We start from the raw sequence: 18678 nt of genomic DNA, 5'->3' as shown, positions 1-18678 counted from the left end.
GGAGAAATTATGCGTCTTTTGGGGCTTACGATTTTGCTTTGCCTTGCTCTGCCGGTTCTGGCCGATACGGTCTTGGTCACCTTGGAAAAGGACAACGCTTTGGCCGTCGTCGATGGCGCCGATCTTACCCTGACCCAAACGCTAAAAATCGGCCGCCGGCCAAGGGACATCAAACTCAGCCCGGATTACCGCAAGATCTACGTGGCGGCCAGCGACGACGACGCGATCTTGGTGCTGGATGCGCAAACCTACCAGCGCCTTGGCGCCTTGCCCTCGGGCAAAGACCCGGAGACCTTCGCCCTCGACCCCAAAGGCGAACGCCTCTACGTCTCCAACGAGGACGACAACCAAGTCACGGTGATCGACCTCAAGACCGGGCAAGCGATCCAAACCATCCCCGTCGGGGTAGAACCCGAAGGCATCGCCGTCAGCCCCGACGGCCAGTGGGTGGTAAGCACCTCAGAAACCACCAACATGGTCCACTGGATCGACCCCAAGACCTTAAAGATCGTCGCCAACACCCTGGTCGACCCAAGACCGAGAGCCGCGGCTTTCACCCCAGATAGCCAGCAGCTTTGGGTGACTTCGGAGATCGGCAGCACGCTCACCGTCTTCGACGTGGCCAGCAAACAGGTGGTGAAAAAGCTCAAGTTCAGCATTCCCGGCGTTCCCCAGGCCTTGGTGCAGCCGGTGGGGGTCGTGATCGACCCGGCGCGCCGCTACGGCTACGTGGCCTTGGGACCGGCCAATCGGGTGGCGGTGGTGGACGCGCAAGCGCTTGAAGTGGTCGCTTACCTGCTAACCGGCAAGCGCGTCTGGCAACTGGCCTTCTCCAGCGACCAAAAGCGGCTGTTTACCACCAACGGCGCCAGCCACGACATCACCGTGATCGATACGGAAAAGTTAAAGCCTATAAAATCCATCGCCGTCGGCCACTACCCTTGGGGGGTGGCGGTCAGGCCATGAAGGAGGCGCTCGCCGTCGAACACGTCCACTTCGCCTACGGCCACAAACCGGCCTTGGACGACGTCAGCTTCCGTGTTCTCCCCGGCCAGTGCGCCATCCTCTTGGGGCCCAACGGCGCCGGCAAGACCACCTTGTTCAATCTGATCACCCGCCTGTTCGACAGCCCCACGGGTTCCATCCGCATCGCCGGTTTAGACAACCGCCGCCACTCCTGCCAGGCCTTGGCCCAGCTAGGGGTGGTATTTCAACAGCCCACGCTGGATTTGGATCTGAGCGTGCAGCAGAACCTGCGCTACGCCGCCGCTCTCCACGGCTTGAGCTCCCGAGAGGCCGAGCGCAGGATCGCCGAAGAACTGGCTCGCCTGGATCTGACCGCCTACCGCAGCGCCAAGGTCCGCGCCTTGAGCGGCGGCTGGCGCAGGCGGGTGGAAATCGCCCGCGCCTTGCTCCACCGCCCCCGCCTGCTGCTTTTGGACGAGCCGACCGTGGGGCTGGATATCCAAAGCCGCCGGGCCTTAGTGGAATATCTTCACCGCCTGAGTCAAGAACAAGGCATCGGGATTCTCTGGGCCACCCATCTTTTGGACGAGGTCTGGCCTTCCGACCAACTGATCGTGCTGCATCGAGGGAAAGTCTGCGCCGCCGGCGCGGTCGCCGAGGTCGTCCGGGAAGCGCAGGCCGAGACCTTGACCGAAGCCTTTCAGACGCTGACCGCGGAGCGTTCGGCATGCGCTTGATGCATTATCTACGCGCCTTGAACGCGATCGTCGGCCGCGAGCTGTTGCGCTTCATCCACCAGCGCGGCCGCTTCATCGCCGCTCTGGTGCGGCCTCTGGTGTGGCTGTTCATCTTCGCCGCCGGCTTTCGCGCCACTTTGGGGCTGGCGGTCATTCCGCCTTACTCGACCTACATCCTCTACGAGGAATACATTACCCCTGGGCTGACGGGGATGATCCTGCTGTTCAACGGCATGCAAAGCTCGCTGTCTATGGTCTACGATCGGGAGATGGGCAGCATGCGCGTTTTGCTCACCGCGCCCCTGCCGCGCTGGTATCTGCTCTTTAGCAAGCTGCTCGCCAGCACTTTGGTCTCGGTGCTCCAAGCTTACGTCTTCCTGGCGATCGCTTGGGCTTATCAAATCCAAGCCCCGCCCTTAGGGTACCTCGAGGTGTTTCCGGCGCTGGTTTTGAGCGGCCTGATGCTCGGGGCTTTGGGGATGCTGCTGTCCTCGTTCATCAAGCAGCTTGAGAATTTCGCCGGGGTGATGAACTTCGTCATCTTCCCCATGTTTTTCCTCTCTACTGCCCTGTATCCCTTGTGGCGACTGCAGGAAGCCAGTCCTTGGTTAGCCGCCTTAGCTCACTACAACCCTTTCTCGCAGGCGGTGGAGCTGATCCGCTTTGCCCTCTACGGCCAGTTTGAGCGGTACGCTTTCCTCTATACTTTAGCGACCATGACGCTGTTTTTGATCTTGGCGGTATGGGGCTACCATCCGTCCAAAGGCATGATGACGCGGAGAGCCACATGACTAAACCCACCTGGTTGGTAACCGGCGGCGCCGGTTTCATCGGCGGCAACTTCGTCCTGCGCCAGATCGCCCGCGGCAGAGCGCGAATTGTCAACCTGGACGCGCTCACCTACGCCGGCAACCTGGATACCTTGGCGGCGGTGCTCGATCATCCCGATCACGTCTTCGTCCAAGGCTCCATCGGCGACCGGGACAAAGTTTTGAGTCTGCTGCGCGCCTACCGCCCTACGGCGATCATCAACTTCGCCGCCGAAAGCCACGTCGACCGCTCCATCGACTCCCCGGCGCCGTTCATCCAGACCAACGTGGTCGGAACCTTCGAACTCTTAGAGGCCGCCCGCCGTTACTTCCGCGATCTGCCTGAGACCGAGCGGCAGCGCTTCCGCTTTCTGCACGTCTCGACCGACGAAGTCTACGGCTCGCTTGGGCCCACCGGCAAGTTCACCGAGGAATCCCCGTACCGTCCCAACTCCCCTTACTCGGCCTCCAAAGCCGCCTCCGATCATTTGGTGCGCGCCTACCATCACACCTATGGCCTTCCGACCTTGACCACCAACTGCTCCAACAACTACGGCCCCTACCAGTTCCCGGAGAAGCTCATTCCCCTTATGATCCTCAACGCGATCGAAGGCAAGCCTTTGCCGGTCTACGGCACCGGTCAGAACGTGCGCGACTGGCTCTACGTCGAAGACCACTGCCGGGCGATCGAGCGCGTGCTCGAGGCCGGTCGGCCAGGCGAGGTCTACAACATCGGCGGCGGCAGCGAAAAGACCAACCTTGAGGTGGTCCAGACCCTCTGCCGCCTCCTCGACGAACTCCTGCCCCATTCTCCCTACCGCCCTCACGCGCAGCTCATCGCCTTCGTCGCCGACCGTCCCGGCCACGATCTGCGTTATGCCATCGACGCCTCCAAGATTCACCGCGAACTTCAGTGGTCGCCGGCAGAAACCTTCGAGACCGGGATCAGAAAAACCGTGCGCTGGTATTTGGAGAACCAAGACTGGTGCCGGCGGGTCACCGACGGCAGCTACCGGCGCGAACGCTTAGGGGTACTGGCATGAGAAAAGGCATCCTCCTCGCCGGCGGCGCCGGCACCCGCCTGCATCCCTTGACCTTGGCGGTGAGCAAGCAGCTTCTGCCGGTGTACGACAAGCCGATGATTTACTATCCTTTGGCCACTTTAATGCTGGCGGGAATGCGCGAGATCCTCGTGATCACCACCCCCCACGATGCGCCTTTGTTCAAGCGCCTTTTGGGCGACGGCAGCCAATGGGGCATCGCGCTGCATTACGCCATCCAACCCCATCCCGGCGGCCTCGCTCAGGCGTTTCTCATCGGCGAGGATTTCATCCAAGGGCACTTAAGCTGCCTGATCCTGGGGGACAACATCTTCTACGGTCACGGCCTCACCGGCCTGCTCCAACAAGCCAACGCCCGGAGCGCAGGGGCTACGGTGTTCGGCTATTGGGTCAAAGACCCGCAGCGTTACGGGGTAGCCGAGTTCGACGTCCAAGGCAAGGTAGTAGGCCTGGAGGAAAAACCCAAACAACCCAAATCCCACTGGGCGGTGACCGGAATCTATTTTTACGACGGCCAGGTGTGTGAACTGGCCAAATCCTTGCGCCCCTCGGCCCGCGGCGAGCTCGAGATCACCGACCTCAACGCCAAGTATCTGGCCCAAGGCCAGCTCCACTTGGTGAAACTCGGGCGGGGAATCGCTTGGCTCGACACCGGCACGCACGAATCCTTAATGCAGGCTTCGCACTTTATCCAGACCATCGAGGAACGCCAGGGGCTGAAAATCTGTTGTCCTGAAGAAATCGCCTACGCGCAGGGCTGGATCACCGCCGAGCAGCTCGAACGCCAAGCGGAGCGATTCAAGAACAACGGCTACGGCGCTTATTTAAGGCGCGTCTTGGAGCAAGGGGCGGTCCGATGAAGGTCTTAAAAACGCCCCTTGAAGGCGTGCTCCTGATCGAGCCGGACGTTTACGGCGACGCCCGCGGTTTCTTCATGGAGACCTGGAACCTAAAACGCTACCGCGAGGCGGGCATCCGGGCGCATTTCGTCCAGGACAACCTGTCTTTGTCCCGACAAGGCATCCTGCGCGGCCTGCATTACCAATGGCCGCACCCCCAAGGCAAGCTGGTGCAGGTGCTGCGCGGGGCGGTATTCGATGTCGCGGTGGATATCCGCAAAGGCTCGCCGACCTTTGGCCGCTGGGTGGGGTACGAATTGTCCGAAGCCAATCACCGCCAGCTCTACATCCCTGAAGGCTTCGCCCACGGTTTTTGCGTCTTGAGCCCGGAAGCGTTGTTTGCTTACAAGTGCACCGACTTCTATCACCCCGAAGCCGAACACAGCCTGCGTTGGGACGACCCAGAGCTTCGCATCGCCTGGCCGGTCGCTGCGCCTATTTTGTCGGTCAAGGACCAAAACGGCTCTTTCCTCAAAGACTTACCCGACGAGGCGCTGCCGGTTTTTCGTCCCGATTCCCCGCTTTAAGCAACCACCAAAGCCGCAAGCGGCAGCCGCTTAGAGCGTTTGGCAGCCCGGGTGGGGAACCCCACGCGCAAGAGCATGAACAAAGTTTGCTCGCCGAAAAACGCTTCGGCTTCTTGGATTAGGCGTTGGGCCGGCGTTTGCAAGTGCGCGGGAATCTCGCCAGCGCGCCAGCGCCAAAGTTGGTCGGGTAGCACGAAGTAAGGCTGCACCGCCAAGCCCCGTTCGGTAAGCTCCAGCCACACCCGCTCCATAAGCCTGCCGGCGGCAAGCCACGCCTTAGGATCCTCGCCCACGATGGCGACGGCCGCCCCGGTTTGGGTGAACTGAGCCGCTTCGATGCGCGCCAGCAGCTTGTAAGCGCCAAAGCGGTTGAGCCAAGCCAGCCTCTCCCAGCGGCTCAGAAACCGGCTTAGCAGCTTGCCGCCCGGCGGCAAGGCCAAGGTCTCGACGTCCAGACCCTCCCCGCGCGCGACTTCTTCCTCGGTAAAGCGCAAAGAGCCTGCCAGCCAGCGGTGGATCGCCTCGGTTTGAAAGCGCAGCTGCGAAGCCAAACGCACCTGCCGCGCCAGCCGGGCGATCGCCTTACGGTCGCAGAATACCCAAGCTGAAGCGCCGCCTTCGCGATAGTCGGTGAGGGCTAAAACGGCGTCTTCGGGCAAGGGCGTTCGCGCAAACGGAAAGCGATTCGTGTGGCGGGCGAGAATGGCTTGCGGCAGACGGTCTTGAGCCGGCGCCCGGTCGGGCGCAGGAATCTGCACCAGACAACCGGTGGCGGCAAAATCGGGATACTCCCAAGTACTTCGATCGATCTCTGCAGCGCGCGCGGCTTGGGTGAGGTTTTCCAACAGCGCCCCAAACGCCAAGTGCACCGCCGGATGGGTATGCCCCAAACTGCCGCGGCTTGGCTCGAATTCGACCGCGAAGCGTTCGCCGTCAAAACGAAAGCGCCAAGGCTGGGAATTGTCGGCCGAGGGGGCAAGCCGCCCGGCCTCGGCCAAATAAACGAGCCAGGATGGAAGAGGGTGCATCGCGCGATTGCCAAACAAGGACCTACAGCGTTAAATATAGTCTCTATGGCTATTTTTGGGAAACAGCGCGCGAAAAACCCCAGCCATCCCGTAAGATAAGGCTTTTTCACTGCCTTAAAACTCGATGGAATTTAAAGATTATTACCAAATCCTGGGCGTTCCCCGCGACGCCAGCCCCGAGGAGATCAAACGCGCCTACCGCAAGCTGGCGCGCAAATACCATCCCGACGTGAGCAAAGAGCCCAACGCCGAGGAAAAGTTCAAGGAAGTCGCCGAAGCCTACGAGGTCCTCAAAGATCCTGAGAAGCGCAAGGCGTACGATCAACTGGGAAGCTTTCAGGCGGGCCAAAGATTCAGGCCGCCGCCGGATTGGGAGGAACGTTTTGGCTTTGGTCGCGGGTTTGCCGAAACCGGGTTGGGGGATTTTAGCGAATTCTTCGAGACCCTGTTCGGCGGCTTTCGCCCCCGAAGCATGAGGACGCGAGGGGAGGACTTGCACGCCAAAGTCTATATCGACCTCGAAGAGGCCCACCGCGGCACTACCCAAACCATCAGCGTGCGCATCCCGGAAGCCGATCCGGCCAGCGGCCGCCTCGTGGACCGCAGCAAACAGCTGCAAGTCAAGATCCCGCCGGGAATCTTGGCCGGGCAGAAGATCCGCTTAGCTGGCCAAGGGGCGCCGGGGATGGGCGGGGGACCGGCCGGCGATTTGTATCTGGAGGTCCAATTCAAACCCCATCGATTTTTCAAGGTCGAAGGCAAGGATTTGTATCTCGATTTGCCGATCACGCCTTGGGAGGCCGCCTTAGGCGCCAAAATCGAGGTCCCGACCCTAGAAGGCAAGGTGGCGCTTAAACTCCCGCCGGGGTCGCAGACCGACCAAAAGCTGCGTCTGAAAGGCAAGGGGCTAGGCCATCCGCCGGGGGATCAATACTTGATCCTGAAAATCCACACCCCGCCGGCCGACACCGAGGCAAAAAAGCGCTTTTACGCGGAGATGGCCAAGCTCATGCCGTTCAATCCCCGCCGAGAGATAGGAGGATAGGCCATGGCCGACAACGAGATCTTATTCGGCACGGTGCTGGACGAGCGCTTCCGCCTGACGCTCTGGGAAGTGTGCCAGATCTGCGAGGTGAGCGCCGAGCAGGTCGCCGCGCTGGTCGACGAAGGGGTGATCGAGGTGGAGGGCGAGGCGCCCTCGAACTGGCGCTTTACCGCCTCCGCGTTCGAGCGCCTCAAGATCGCCCTGCGGCTGGAGCGGGACCTTGGGGTCAACCGCGAAGGGACGGCCTTGATCCTCGATCTGTTGGAGGAAGTGAACCGCCTGCGCCGGTAGCGTTTACCCGCAAGCGGCCACTCTTTGCCGCAGATAGCCGGCAAAAGCCTCGGGCGTCATGGGAGGAGCAAAGTAAAACCCTTGCATCACCGGACACCCCAAACGCCCAAGGCACTCCGCTTGCGCCGCCGTCTCGATTCCTTCGGCCACGACCTCGAGCGCCAGCGCACGTCCCAAAGCCACGATGGCTTCAACCAGGGCACGCGTTCTGGGATTGGCGAGATCGCGCACAAACGCCTGGTCGATCTTCAGGACATCGACGGGGAGATGGCGCAGGTGGGCGAGGTTGGAGTAGCCGGTGCCAAAGTCGTCGATCGCCAAGCGCACGTTCTTTCGCCGCAGCGCCTCGAGCGTCTCGAGGATCTGCGGAGTCGGCTGCAGCAGCGCGCTTTCGGTCAGCTCGAATTCCAACACGACGTCCTCCATGCCTTCTATAGCCTTAAGCAGGCGGTCCGCCAAGTCCGGCCGCCAGAGCTGGACCGGCGAGAGGTTGACCGCAAGGCGCTTAAGCTGCCCGCACAGCCCCTGGGCTTGCCAGCGCTGTTTATAGGTAAGCAAAGTTTGCACCAACCACTCGGTCGCGGGATAAATCAGGCCCGACTCCTCGAGCATGGGGATGAACTCGCTCGGCGGCACCGGTTCGCCATGGAAGCGAAAGCGCAGCAGCGCCTCCGCCCCGACCGGGCAGCCTTGGGGATAGCAGACTTGCGGCTGCAGGACGAATTCCAGCTCCCCCCGCTCGACGGCGCGGCGCAAGGCCGCCTCGAGCGACAGGCGCTCTCGGCTCGGCAAAGAGGTGCTCTGATGGAAGAAGCAAAAAGCGTTGCGGCCGCGTTCCTTGGCCTGATACATCGCGGTATCGGCGCATTGGAACAGGGTCTCAAAGTCTTCGGCGTCGTGCGGAAACAAGGCGACCCCGAGGCTGCCGGTGGTGGTCAGATCGTACTCCCCAAGGCGGATGGGCTGGTTGAGGACGGCGCTCAGTTTTTCTACCACCGCCAGCGCTTGAGTGTGCGCCTGGGCGAGGTTTTGGCTTAAGGCGAGCAACACGATCACGAACTCGTCGCCCCCTAAGCGCACCACCAAATCCTCGGCGCGCGTGCACCGCTTAAGACGCTGGGCGATCTCGGCCAGCAAGAGGTCGCCGCTTCTGTGACCTAGGGTGTCGTTGACCCGCTTGAAGTGATCCAAGTCCAACAAAATCAGCGCCAGGCTAAACCCTTGCCGCCGGCTTAAGCTCATGTGCTTTTGAATCTGCTCGCGAAGCAGCGTGCGATTGCCAAGCCCGGTCAGACCGTCGTAGAAAGCCAGCTTTTCGATGCGCTCGCGGTACGCCTTGAGCCAGCGGCTAAGCTCGTTAAAACCGCGTTGCGCGAAGGCGATCTCGGCAATCGGAGAAAACTCGGAAATCTCCGCGTCTTGCCCTTGGGTAACGGCTTCCAGGCTTTTTTCCAGCTCCAGGAGCGGCCGGACGATAAGACGATCCAAAAGGCGGGCGGCGAGCAGCCAGATCAACAGGCTCACAGCCAAAAGCGGAATCAGGCTGGCCGAAAACAAGGCCCAAACCTCGCGGCGCAAGCCGACAAGCTGCCGGCGCAGCACAAGATAGCCGATGGTTTCCTTGGCCGTACCCAGCAGGCCGACTTCCGCCGGGGCGACCGGAGCCGCAATGGGCACCGCGTGCACGACGGTTGGGGGCGACAGCGTCCAAAAGTCGCGCCAGGCAAGCGAGGATCCGGATCGGCAAGCCACCGCGGAGCCGTTTGGCGGCCAGTTGAACTGGAGGCGACAGGAGGAATCGTAAATGCTCACGGTCAGCGGGTCTTCCCAATGCGCGGTCGCCTTCAGCAAGCTCAAAAGGCCGCTTTGGTTTTGCAGATAGACCAAAGGCGCGCTGGCGTCGGCGAGCAGTTCGGCCAGGGCGCGCGCCTGCTGGTCGGCTTCCTTAAGGCGATGGTCAATCTCGATGTTGAAAAACAAACTCAAGCCGCTCAAGCCGCCCGCCAATAAGCTGATCAAGAGCACTCGGTAGAGCCAGGCGTTCAAATGGGTCACGGCGGCCTCCTTTGACTCATGAACCAGGCATTGCTCACCGGCCTGAACCGCCGTGGCGGAACGGGCGGCAGCTCAGCGAGCGGGACGCCCGCCCAAAGCGCCGCCGCGATCTCCGCGACCTGCTCGGCCAAATCTTCAAACTCCCAGTCTAGGGCGTACGTGGCCCCCGCCTCCACCCACTGCGCCGACAGCCCGACCACAGCCACGCCGCGCGCGGGCAAACAGCAGCAGAGCTTGGGCCGCCGTCAGGTTGAACACCCGCCCGTCGCCCAGGATGAACACCGCCCCCACGCTCGGCAACCGCTCGGCAACTGTGGCAAGCTGCTTGGGACTGTCGACGGCGACGGCGTGCAGGCGGATCCGATCGCGGCGCGCCAAGCGTTCCAAGGAGTCGAGCTGGGCCGCAAACCGCGGATCGTACAGCACCGTCAGCTGCGTTAGCTGCGGCAGCCAGGCGCGCAAGGCTTGCCACTGCACTTCCAAAGGATGCATGAGCCACACGCCGGTGGCCGGGGCCAGCTTTTGGATGGCGGCCTCGTCCAGAACCAGCGCGGCGACGATCGGCGTGTTCGGGTCGCGGCGCCGGATCGCCTCGCCTGCCTTTTGCCCCAGGGCGATGAAAAACCGCGGGCACGGCGAAGGCGGCTCGGCCAGCGGAATGCCCCGGGCGCGCAGCTTGGCGCGCAAGAATTCCGCCACCTCGGTGTAAGGCGGCACCGGGTAGGAAAGCTCCAAATCGACCGCGTCTTCGGGACAAGCCCACGCCGCTCCAAACCAGAGGATCGCCAAGCATAGCAGCCGCCTCATGGCCAGCGGTACTCCAAACGCGCCTGAAAAGTGCGGCCGTCTTGCGGGATCTCGACCGGCAGGATCGGCGCAAACGGCGGGTCGCGGTAGGGACGATCGAGCGCGTTGTAAAGCGAAAAGCCCACGGTCAGGCCGGCGACAGGCTTGAAGGTCAGGGTGAAATTGAGCTGCAAGTGATCGCCGCTCTGCCCGCCCAAACCGGTAGGGCGGCGACCCACATAGTTGGCCTCGGTGGCAAAAACCAAGCGCTCGCCCCACAGCGGCAGCGCGAGGCGACTCTTGATCAAATGCCGGGGACTGTCGGGCCAGCGCCGCCCCTTGGCATCCTCTGCGTTCGCCAGGCTGTAAGAGAGCTGGCCCGACAGCAGGCCCCAATACGCCTTGCCCACCGCCTCAAACCCCGAGGAGCGCATGCTGCCGGAATTGACAAAGCGGCTGATGCCCCCGGCCTGCCGGAGTTCGATCAGGTCCTCCAAGCGGTAGTGAAAGCCCGCCAGGCGCAGAGCAAAGCGCGCCCATTGCCGCTCCAGCACCGCTTCGAAGGTATGAACGTGCTCAGGGCGCAGCTTGGCGTTGGCCTGCCAGGTCCCCTGGCAGCAGGCGTAGTCGCTTTCGAAGGCGTTAGGAGCGCGGAAAGCGCGGCCGTAAAGAATCTTCACCGTCGTGTCCGGGCGCGGCGACCAAATCAGCGCGGCGCGCGGGTTGAAGGTCGGGTCGCGGATGCGCGCGTAGTAGTCAAAGCGCAAGCCGGCCACCAGCGCAAGCGGCGGGAGAAGTCGCCACTCGTCCTGGACAAACGCCGACGCGACGTGGTTCCGGCTGCGGTTGCGCGCATGCGCTGTCTCGCCGGGGCGGTCGAAGTTGTCCATGCGCTCTAGGTAGCTGGCGCGGTATTCGCCGCCAATTAGAACGCGGTGGGCGCCCAGAAAGCGCTCGCCCCAAAGCTCCAGCCCGGCCTGTTCGGCGTGCCAGAGATCGCGGTTGACGGTCTCGGTTTGCGGCAAGCGGTCGCTAAACTCGTAGCGATCCCAAAAGAGGCGAACATTGCCCTGCCAGTCGCCCAAAGCGCGGCGGCCGGACAGGTCGGCGTAGGCGCGCCGGTCGTGAAACAAGGTCCCCGGATCGCCAAAGCGCGCGGTCGCGTTGGGCAACTCTTTGGCGCGCTCCATAAACGCGCCGCTAAACCGCAGGTTGCCAAACTCCAGCGCGCCAAAGAGGCGGCGGCCGTCTTGGCTGTCGAGCTCGCGCGCCCGCCCAAGCTCCGAAAAGCGCAGCACCCGTCGGCCGTCGGCGCGCCAGAGCGCGCCGGAGAGATAGGCGCTGCCCTCGCCGGCGACCGCCGCCAAACCGAAGCGCCCTTGGTAGTTGCCAAAGCTTGCGGCGCGGTGTTCTAACTCCAGCTGCGTGGCTTTGGGGCGTTTGCTGAAGACCTGCACGACCGCCAACACCGCGTTGCTGCCGTACAGGCTCGAGGCCGGCCCCCGCACCACCTCGATGCGCTCGATGTCGGCCATCGCGAGGGGAAAATCGCTGTCCAGACCGGCGTAGTCCTGCAGGCTTTCATTCAGGCGATGGCCGTCGATCAGGACTAAGATGCGGCCGTTGTAGTCGCCGGGGACGCTAAAGCCGCGCACCTGAAGGTGGGCGTAGGCGCGGTCGTAGGTCGCCTGGAACCCCGGCAGGCTGGAGATCGCCTCGGCGACGCTGCGGTAGCCGTAGCGCGCGATGTCTTCGGCGGTGATGACGTCGACGCTGGCGGGGGCTTGCGCGGCCGGCTTCAGGTAACGCAGGGCGGTGGCCGCCGGCGGTGGCTCAAACAACAAGGCGTATTCTTCTTGGGCCGAGGCCAGGCCGGCAACCAGCAGCCCACCCCACACCAGGCCGCGCACGGCTTCTCTCGCACGTCAAGCTTATCCGGCAGGCGATTGTAGCACAATCAAATCCTAAACTGGCCGACGATCTCGGCGAGCTTGCCCGCCTGCTCGCGCAAGTGGGCGACGGCCTGACGCGTCTCTTCCAGCTTGGCCAGGGCGGCATCCACCCCGGCGTGGACCTTGGCCAGGTTTTGGTTGATCCCCTCGCTCACCACGCTCTGCTCTTCCACCGCGCTGGCGATCTGGGCGTTCATCTCCCTGACCTCGTCGATCATGCGGGTGATGTTGGCGAGCACGGTATCCACCGTCCGCGCCTCGTCCATGCTCGCCTGGGCCTGTTCCTTGCTCTTGGCGATCACCTCCACCGCTTGCCGCGCCCGGTTGCGCAGGCGCTCGATGGTTTGCTGGATCTCCGCGGTCGATTCCTGGGTGCGCGAGGCCAGCGTTCTGACTTCTTCTGCCACCACCGCGAACCCGCGCCCCTGCTCGCCGGCGCGGGCGGCTTCGATCGCCGCGTTGAGAGCGAGCAGGTTGGTCTGATCGGCGATGTCGCCGATGATCTTGAGCACCTCGCCGATGCTGTCGCTGTCGCTTTCGAGCTCCTTTAAGACCTGCGCGGCTTGGTCCACCTCCGAGGCGAGGCGGTCGATCTTGGCGATCGCCTCGCGGACCACGGCTTGGCCCGCCTTGACCTCGGCGTCCGTGGCCTGGGAAGCGTCCGCCGCCTTGGTGGTGCTGTGGGCGATCTCCTGCACCGCCGCGGTCATCTGCTGCATGGTGGCCGCAACCTGCGCCAACTCACCGCGCTGATCCGCCGCGCCCGCCTCGGTGGCCCCCGCCAGGCGATCCAACTGGGCAACCTCGCGGAAGAGCTCTTGGCCGCTGTCCTTGACCGTCAACACCAGCTGGCGCAGCTTCTTCATGACTTGGTTGAAGCTGTGCGCCACCCAGGCGAACTCGGTCTTGCCGCGGGCCTCCAGGCGCGCGGTGAGATCCCCCTCGCCCTGGGCGATGTCCTGAAGGCGCAGCCCCAGGTCGGTCAAGGGCTCGACGACCAAGCGCTTGGTGGCAAAAAACAGCCCCGCGGCCACTCCCAGGGTGATCAGCGCGATCAGCCCGGCGCCTTTGCTCACGTTGGCCGCGATCACCGCGTCGGCGCTCGTCAAAGGCGCGATGATTTCAAACGCCCCGTGCAGGTCGCCGACCTTTTTGCCCTCCATCGGATAGCCCAAAACGTCCTTGCCGTCGGCCCGCCCCCACAGGCTTTCCGAGGTCCTGGGGTCGCCGTGGCAGAGCAGGCACTGCTCGCCCAACCGCACCGGGCGAAAATACCTCAAGGCGTTTTGCGCCTCGTCGACGCGAAGGTACTCCTTAGCCTCCGGGTGGCGGGCGAAATAGGCAAGCGCCTCGGCTTCGATGGCGTCGGGAGCGTTGGCCGGATTGCGCGGGTTCTGGCGCGGGGTCTTGAGCTCGTAGCCGTTTTCGCGGGCCTTGATCCGAATGAGATCCCAAGATACCGCCACCGGCACCGCGGCCAGGATTCTCTCCCGCGCTTGCGGCTCGGGAAGCTGGGCCAGAGCGCGAAGCTTATCCGGCGAGAAAATCCCCAGCTCCCATTGCCTTGCGGTCTGTTCGCGCACCGCCTCGGCGACCATGAGCACGTTCTTGGCCCGGTACGCCTCGGCCTCGATCACCGTCTGCCGCTGCTGGCGCGCGTACAGCCAAAGCAAGGCCGCGGCCCCCACCGCCAGCAGCGAAGCTACGACCACCACCAAACGCATGCCGACCGAATGCCGGTTCATTCTACCCTCCTCTACTTAAGTCCTATGGGCAAGCATAGTTCAAAATTTTTCGGGCTGGGCAGGCGATCTCTCCCTGGCCATTTCGAGAAATTGCCGGCAGTAGGCCAGATCGCTCTCGGCCTGGCGCAAAGCGGCGTACAAGGTTCCTTTGACCGGCTCCGGCCCCAAGGGCCTGGCGGCCACATACGCGCGCGCCAGATACTCGGCCAGGGCCCAATCGGGCAGCGCGCACACCCCGCGGCGGCTAGCCACCAGCTGCAGCATCACCGCCGTCAAGGCGCAGGTCCTGTGGCCGGCCGGCTGGACCCCGGCCGGGTCTAGAAACTTGCAAAACACATCCAGCCGCTCGCGTTCCACCGGATAGGTGATGAGCACCTGATCGCGCAGGTCCTCGGGAGCGATCCAGCGCTTGGCGGCCAGGGGGTGGTCTTTGGCCATCGCCAAGAGCACCTCAAAGGCGAACAAAGGCTCGTACGCCACCCCGGCCAGCGCTTGGGGATCGGAGGTGATGACCAGGTCCACGTCTCCGCGCAGCAAGGCCGGCAAAGGCTCAAAGCTGTAGCCTAACACCAAATCCAGCTCCACCTCCGGCCAGGCTTCGCGGTAAGCATCCAGGGTCGGCAGCAGCCACTCGAAACAGCTGTGGCACTCGACCACGATGTACAGCCTCCCCGCCTGCCCCTGCCTGAGGCGGAGGAGATCGCGTTCGGCCGCCAACACTTGCGGCAGCACCTGCTCGGCCAAGGCGAGCAGCCGCTGGCCCGCGGGAGTAAAGCGCAACGGCCGGGCGCCGCGCCGCACCAAGGCGACCCCTAGGGCCTCTTCCAAGGCCTTGAGTTGGTGCGACAAGGCCGATTGGGTAAGATGCAGTCTGGCCGCGGCGGCGGCCAAGCTTCCGGTCTGATGGAGCAAACTCAGGGCGCGCAGGTGTTTGAGTTCTAAATGCATGAATTTTTTTCAATTTAATTTGAAAAATCATCAATTGAATTCATTAATATAGCCGTCCATACTTTCTGCCTCAACGGCAACGAAAGGAGGGGCAACGATGATCCAAGCGCACAACTTAGGTTTCCCGCGCATCGGTCTAAACCGAGAGCTGAAAAAAGCGCTGGAAAGCTACTGGCAAGGCGCCATCGACCGGGAGCAACTTATACAAACCGGCCGGGCGCTGCGCCACAGGCACTGGGAAATCCAGGCCAAGGCCGGGCTGGATTGGATCCCGGTGGGCGATTTTTCTTGGTACGACCACGTCTTGGACACCACCTGCCTGTTAGGCGCGGTCCCCGAACGCTTCGACCATCCTGGCGGGCCGGTGGATTTGGATACTTATTTCCGCATGGCGCGCGGCCGCGCCCCGAGCGGTAAGCCGCAACCTGCGTGCGAGCTGACCAAGTGGTTCGACACCAACTATCACTATCTGGTCCCGGAGTTGACGCCGGAGATGGAATTTTCCCTCGCCTCGGACAAACTCTTTGCCGAATTCGAAGAAGCCAAGGCCGCCCTGGGCGCCAAAGCCAAGCCGGTGCTGCTTGGTCCTTTGACCTGGTTGTATCTGGGCAAATGCCAGGGCGAAAGGTTGGACAAGCTCGCGCTGTTGCCGCGCGTGCTCGCCGTCTACAGCGAGGTCTTAACCCGCCTTAAGACCCAAGGCGCCAGTTGGGTGCAGATCGACGAGCCGATTCTGGCTTTGGACCTCGATTCCAACTGGCGCGCGGCCTTCGAGCGAAGCTATCACCAGCTGCAGGTTCCAGGCTTAAATTTACTGCTTTGCGTTTACTTCGGCCCGCTGCAGGATAACTTAAAGCTCGCGTGCACGCTTCCGGTGGCCGGGCTGCACGTAGACGCGGTGCGGGGGGTGGAGGAGCTGTCGCAAGTCCACGACTGGCTCCCTACGCACAAAGTCCTCTCGGTCGGGATCGTCGATGGACGCAACGTCTGGCGCACCGATCTGGAACGGGCCAGGCAAATCCTTAAGCCGCTTCAAGCCCGGCCGAACCTGTGGCTGGCCCCTTCCTGCCCGCTGCTCCACGTTCCTGTGGACCTTCGCGCTGAAACCGCGCTGGATGCCGAACTCAAAAGCTGGCTGGCGTTTGCGGTGCAAAAGCTGGACGAACTCATCTTGCTCAAGCACGCCCTGGAAGGGCGCCCGGAAAGCGTGGCTGGCTGGGAGGAAAACCAGGCGGCCATCGCAAGCCGCAAGGCTTCCTCGCGCATCGCCAACCCCAACGTGCGCCAGCGGCTCAACGCCCTCACCCCCGCCATGGAACAGCGCGCCAACCCTTATCCGGTCCGCGCCCAAGCGCAGCGGAAAAAACTCAAGCTGCCGTTGTTGCCTACCACCACCATCGGCTCTTTTCCGCAGACTGCCGAGATCCGCAGTCAGCGCTACGCTTTCCGCAACGGCCAGATCAGCGCGGCCGAGTACGAGGCTTTTATTAAAGCGCAGATCGCCGAGGTCGTGGCCAAGCAGGAAGCTTACGGCCTGGACGTTTTGGTGCACGGGGAGGCCGAACGCAGCGACATGGTCGAGTACTTCGCCGAGCAGCTTTGCGGCTTTGCCGTGACCCAAAACGGCTGGGTGCAATCCTACGGCTCGCGCTGCGTCCGCCCGCCGATCATCTACGGCGACGTATGGCGTCCCAAGCCGATGACGGTCGGCTGGATTCAATACGCCCAGTCGCTCACCGAAAAGCCCATGAAGGGCATGCTGACCGGGCCGGTGACCCTACTCAAATGGTCGTTCGCGCGCGACGACCAGCCCCTTGCCGACACCTGCCTGCAGATCGCCTTGAGCCTTCGCGATGAGGTCAAAGACCTTGAGCAGGCCGGAATCGGCGTGATCCAGATCGACGAACCGGCCCTGCGTGAGGGGCTGCCGCTTCGGCAAAGCGCCTGGGCGGAGTATTTAAACTGGGCGGTTAAAGCGTTCCGCATCGCCTCGAGCGGGGTGGGCGATGCCACCCAGATCCACACCCACATGTGCTACTCGGAATTCAACGACATCCTCCCGGCGATCGTCGCCCTCGACGCCGACGTCATCACGATCGAGGCGGCGCGCTCGAAGATGGAACTGCTGGAAGCCTTTGCCGACTTCAACTACCCCAACGAGATCGGCCCTGGGGTCTACGACATCCACTCCCCCAACGTCCCCAACGTGGCGGAGATCGTGGCCTTAATCGAACAAGCGGCGGCCAAGATCCCTATCGAGCGCCTGTGGGTCAACCCCGACTGCGGCCTCAAAACCCGCCAGTGGCCGGAGGTGGACGCGGCCCTGAGCCACCTGGTGGAAGCCGCCCGCACCCTGCGGCGCCGCTATGCCTGACCGGGGCGGCAAGGACGCCGCTATTCCTCTCCGCGATACCAGGCGATGAGCTCTCTCATCGCCTGCCAGCCGGCGTAGATCACTACCGGCGTGATCAGCGCTTCCTGCCAGCCTACATAGCCTGGGGTCTGGTCGGTGAGGACGATCAAAATCCAGCTGGCTACCAAAAGCAACAAAGAACTCAGCACGCGCCCTAACACAAGCCACCTCCTCTAAACTGGCCTCTTTACTTTTAAGCTTAAACCAAGTCCTTTACTTGGGAATTATTCAGGACTAGAATAGTCCTAAAAGTAAATTTAACGAATTTGCAGCCATGTTGCGCCTGAGCAAGTTGGCCGACTACGCGATCGTCATCGCCAGCCACAGCGCCCGGGATCCGAAGCGAACTCACACGGCGGCGGAAATCGCCCTCACCGTGAACCTTGCTTTGCCGACCGTGCAGAAGATCCTCAAACGCTTGAACCGCGCCGGCCTCTTCCAGTCCGAACGCGGTCCTCACGGCGGTTACAAGTTGGCGCGGCGGCCGGAACAGATCAGCATCGCCGACCTCATCGCCGCGGTGGAAGGCCCCATCGGGCTGACCGAGTGCAGCCTGGCAGAGAACCTTTGCCTGAAAGCCCAGGGCTGCACCGTCCGCGGCAACTGGAATCTGATCAACCGCGCGATCCAGGCGGCGCTGGAAACCGTCACTTTAGCCGACATGGTGCATCCGATGCCGCAGGAAATCCCCATTTCCTTAGATTCCCTGCGCCCTTCGGCCCGTTGAATTGGTAAGCGGAGAGTTTTATGGCAGTCAGCAAATCGGATTTAGAACGTCTCTTAACCCGCGACTACCGGCCCGGCTTTGTCACCGAGGTCGAGGAAGATCGCCTGCCGCCGGGTCTTAACGAAGACATCATCTACGCCCTGTCGGCCAAGAAAGGCGAGCCGGAATGGATGACGCAATGGCGCCTTAATGCTTTTCGCCAGTGGCTGAAGCTAGAAGAACCCCATTGGGCGCACGTCGTTTATCCGCCCATCGATTACCAAGCCTTGAGCTATTACGCTGCGCCCAAATCGAAACCGAATGGCCCAAAGAGCCTGGAAGAGCTTGACCCCAAGCTGCTCGAAACGTTTGAGAAGCTGGGCATTCCCTTGCACGAGCGCGCCCGCTTGGCGGGGGTGGCGGTGGATGCGGTGTTCGACAGCGTCTCGGTCGCCACCACCTTCAAGGAGACGCTGGCCCAAGCCGGGGTCATCTTCTGCCCCATCTCCGAGGCGATCCGCGACTACCCGGACCTGGTGCGCCGGTATCTAGGCTCGGTGGTGCCGCCCGGGGACAATTTCTTTGCCGCCTTGAACTCGGCGGTGTTCTCCGACGGCTCTTTCGTCTACGTGCCCAAAGGGGTGCGCTGCCCGCTCGAGCTTTCCACCTATTTCCGCATCAACGCCGCCGGCACCGGCCAGTTCGAGCGC

17 protein-coding genes and 1 pseudogene are annotated in these 18678 nt (G+C 62.8%); 11 read left to right on the top strand and 7 right to left on the bottom strand.

The annotated features are described in order from the left end of the window. Window positions 1-9: 9 nt before the first annotated feature. Genes ACYQ3M_RS07415 through rfbC form a run of 6 tightly spaced genes read left to right on the top strand, consistent with a single transcriptional unit; the run spans window position 10 to window position 4999 of the window. Complete coding sequence (locus ACYQ3M_RS07415) at window positions 10-966, top strand: PQQ-dependent catabolism-associated beta-propeller protein (protein ID WP_460035427.1); 957 nt, start codon at window positions 10-12, stop codon at window positions 964-966. Further along, window positions 963-1703, top strand: a complete 741-nt coding sequence (locus ACYQ3M_RS07410; protein WP_460035426.1) for an ABC transporter ATP-binding protein — start codon at window positions 963-965, stop codon at window positions 1701-1703. The genes ACYQ3M_RS07415 and ACYQ3M_RS07410 overlap by 4 nt, the downstream gene beginning before the upstream one ends. Then, complete coding sequence (locus ACYQ3M_RS07405) at window positions 1694-2494, top strand: ABC transporter permease (RefSeq protein WP_460035425.1); 801 nt, start codon at window positions 1694-1696, stop codon at window positions 2492-2494. The genes ACYQ3M_RS07410 and ACYQ3M_RS07405 overlap by 10 nt, the downstream gene beginning before the upstream one ends. Next, window positions 2491-3555: a dTDP-glucose 4,6-dehydratase gene (rfbB, locus tag ACYQ3M_RS07400; RefSeq protein WP_460035424.1), complete on the top strand. Its 1065-nt coding sequence runs from the start codon at window positions 2491-2493 to the stop codon at window positions 3553-3555. The genes ACYQ3M_RS07405 and rfbB overlap by 4 nt, the downstream gene beginning before the upstream one ends. After that, complete coding sequence (gene rfbA, locus ACYQ3M_RS07395; RefSeq protein WP_460035423.1) at window positions 3552-4433, top strand: glucose-1-phosphate thymidylyltransferase RfbA; 882 nt, start codon at window positions 3552-3554, stop codon at window positions 4431-4433. The genes rfbB and rfbA overlap by 4 nt, the downstream gene beginning before the upstream one ends. Further along, window positions 4430-4999, top strand: a complete 570-nt coding sequence (rfbC, locus tag ACYQ3M_RS07390; RefSeq protein ID WP_460035422.1) for a dTDP-4-dehydrorhamnose 3,5-epimerase — start codon at window positions 4430-4432, stop codon at window positions 4997-4999. Before rfbA ends, rfbC begins: the two co-directional genes overlap by 4 nt. Here the strand turns inward: rfbC and ACYQ3M_RS07385 are convergent. After that, window positions 4996-6027 carry a nitroreductase family protein gene (locus ACYQ3M_RS07385; protein WP_460035421.1) on the bottom strand — a complete coding sequence of 344 codons (1032 nt, stop codon included), beginning with the start codon at window positions 6025-6027 and terminating at the stop codon, window positions 4996-4998. The genes rfbC and ACYQ3M_RS07385 overlap by 4 nt on opposite strands. 124 nt (window positions 6028-6151) lie before the next feature. Between ACYQ3M_RS07385 and ACYQ3M_RS07380 the strand changes: the two genes are divergently transcribed. Together ACYQ3M_RS07380 and ACYQ3M_RS07375 are read left to right on the top strand one after the other, a co-directional pair. After that, window positions 6152-7072 (top strand): DnaJ C-terminal domain-containing protein, encoded by a 921-nt coding sequence (locus tag ACYQ3M_RS07380; protein ID WP_460035420.1) that lies wholly within the window; start codon window positions 6152-6154, stop codon window positions 7070-7072. 3 nt (window positions 7073-7075) lie between these two features. Continuing rightward, entirely contained in the window at window positions 7076-7363 is a 288-nt protein-coding gene (locus tag ACYQ3M_RS07375) for a chaperone modulator CbpM (protein WP_460035419.1), read from the top strand. 3 nt (window positions 7364-7366) lie between these two features. Here ACYQ3M_RS07375 and ACYQ3M_RS07370 read toward each other — a convergent pair whose 3' ends face one another. The 5 genes from ACYQ3M_RS07370 to ACYQ3M_RS07350 all read right to left on the bottom strand — a co-directional run bounded on the left by ACYQ3M_RS07370 (window position 7367) and on the right by ACYQ3M_RS07350 (window position 14849). Continuing rightward, the gene (locus ACYQ3M_RS07370; RefSeq protein WP_460035418.1) at window positions 7367-9418 is read right to left on the bottom strand and encodes a putative bifunctional diguanylate cyclase/phosphodiesterase; all 2052 of its coding nucleotides are present in this window, start codon (window positions 9416-9418) and stop codon (window positions 7367-7369) included. A 135-nt stretch (window positions 9419-9553) separates the two neighbouring features. After that, the gene (locus ACYQ3M_RS07365; protein WP_460035417.1) at window positions 9554-10225 is read right to left on the bottom strand and encodes a hypothetical protein; all 672 of its coding nucleotides are present in this window, start codon (window positions 10223-10225) and stop codon (window positions 9554-9556) included. Further along, window positions 10222-12114: a TonB-dependent receptor plug domain-containing protein gene (locus ACYQ3M_RS07360; RefSeq protein WP_460035416.1), complete on the bottom strand. Its 1893-nt coding sequence runs from the start codon at window positions 12112-12114 to the stop codon at window positions 10222-10224. The genes ACYQ3M_RS07365 and ACYQ3M_RS07360 overlap by 4 nt, the downstream gene beginning before the upstream one ends. A 47-nt stretch (window positions 12115-12161) precedes the next feature. Further along, window positions 12162-13901, bottom strand: a complete 1740-nt coding sequence (locus ACYQ3M_RS07355; RefSeq protein ID WP_460035415.1) for a methyl-accepting chemotaxis protein — start codon at window positions 13899-13901, stop codon at window positions 12162-12164. Window positions 13902-13940: 39 nt separating this feature from the next. After that, window positions 13941-14849 (bottom strand): LysR family transcriptional regulator, encoded by a 909-nt coding sequence (locus tag ACYQ3M_RS07350; RefSeq protein WP_460035414.1) that lies wholly within the window; start codon window positions 14847-14849, stop codon window positions 13941-13943. A gap of 97 nt (window positions 14850-14946) precedes the next feature. Between ACYQ3M_RS07350 and metE the strand changes: the two genes are divergently transcribed. Continuing rightward, the gene (metE, locus tag ACYQ3M_RS07345) at window positions 14947-17223 is read left to right on the top strand and encodes a 5-methyltetrahydropteroyltriglutamate--homocysteine S-methyltransferase (RefSeq protein ID WP_460035413.1); all 2277 of its coding nucleotides are present in this window, start codon (window positions 14947-14949) and stop codon (window positions 17221-17223) included. A 20-nt stretch (window positions 17224-17243) separates the two neighbouring features. Here the strand turns inward: metE and ACYQ3M_RS07340 are convergent, their stop codons facing one another. Beyond that, the gene (locus ACYQ3M_RS07340) at window positions 17244-17423 is read right to left on the bottom strand and encodes a hypothetical protein (protein WP_460035412.1); all 180 of its coding nucleotides are present in this window, start codon (window positions 17421-17423) and stop codon (window positions 17244-17246) included. 113 nt (window positions 17424-17536) lie between these two features. On the opposite strand from ACYQ3M_RS07340, the gene ACYQ3M_RS07335 reads away from it, so the two are divergent. Together ACYQ3M_RS07335 and ACYQ3M_RS07330 are read left to right on the top strand one after the other, a co-directional pair. Beyond that, window positions 17537-17989: an SUF system Fe-S cluster assembly regulator gene (locus ACYQ3M_RS07335; RefSeq protein WP_460035411.1), complete on the top strand. Its 453-nt coding sequence runs from the start codon at window positions 17537-17539 to the stop codon at window positions 17987-17989. A gap of 20 nt (window positions 17990-18009) precedes the next feature. Beyond that, window positions 18010-18603 (top strand): annotated as a pseudogene (locus ACYQ3M_RS07330) (SufB/SufD family protein); the annotation flags it as partial. Between the last annotated feature and the right edge of the window lie 75 nt (window positions 18604-18678).

Source organism: Methylothermus subterraneus (assembly GCF_054656915.1).
Note: the sequence above shows the minus strand (reverse complement) of the source record. Positions and strands in the feature narration are given on the sequence as shown.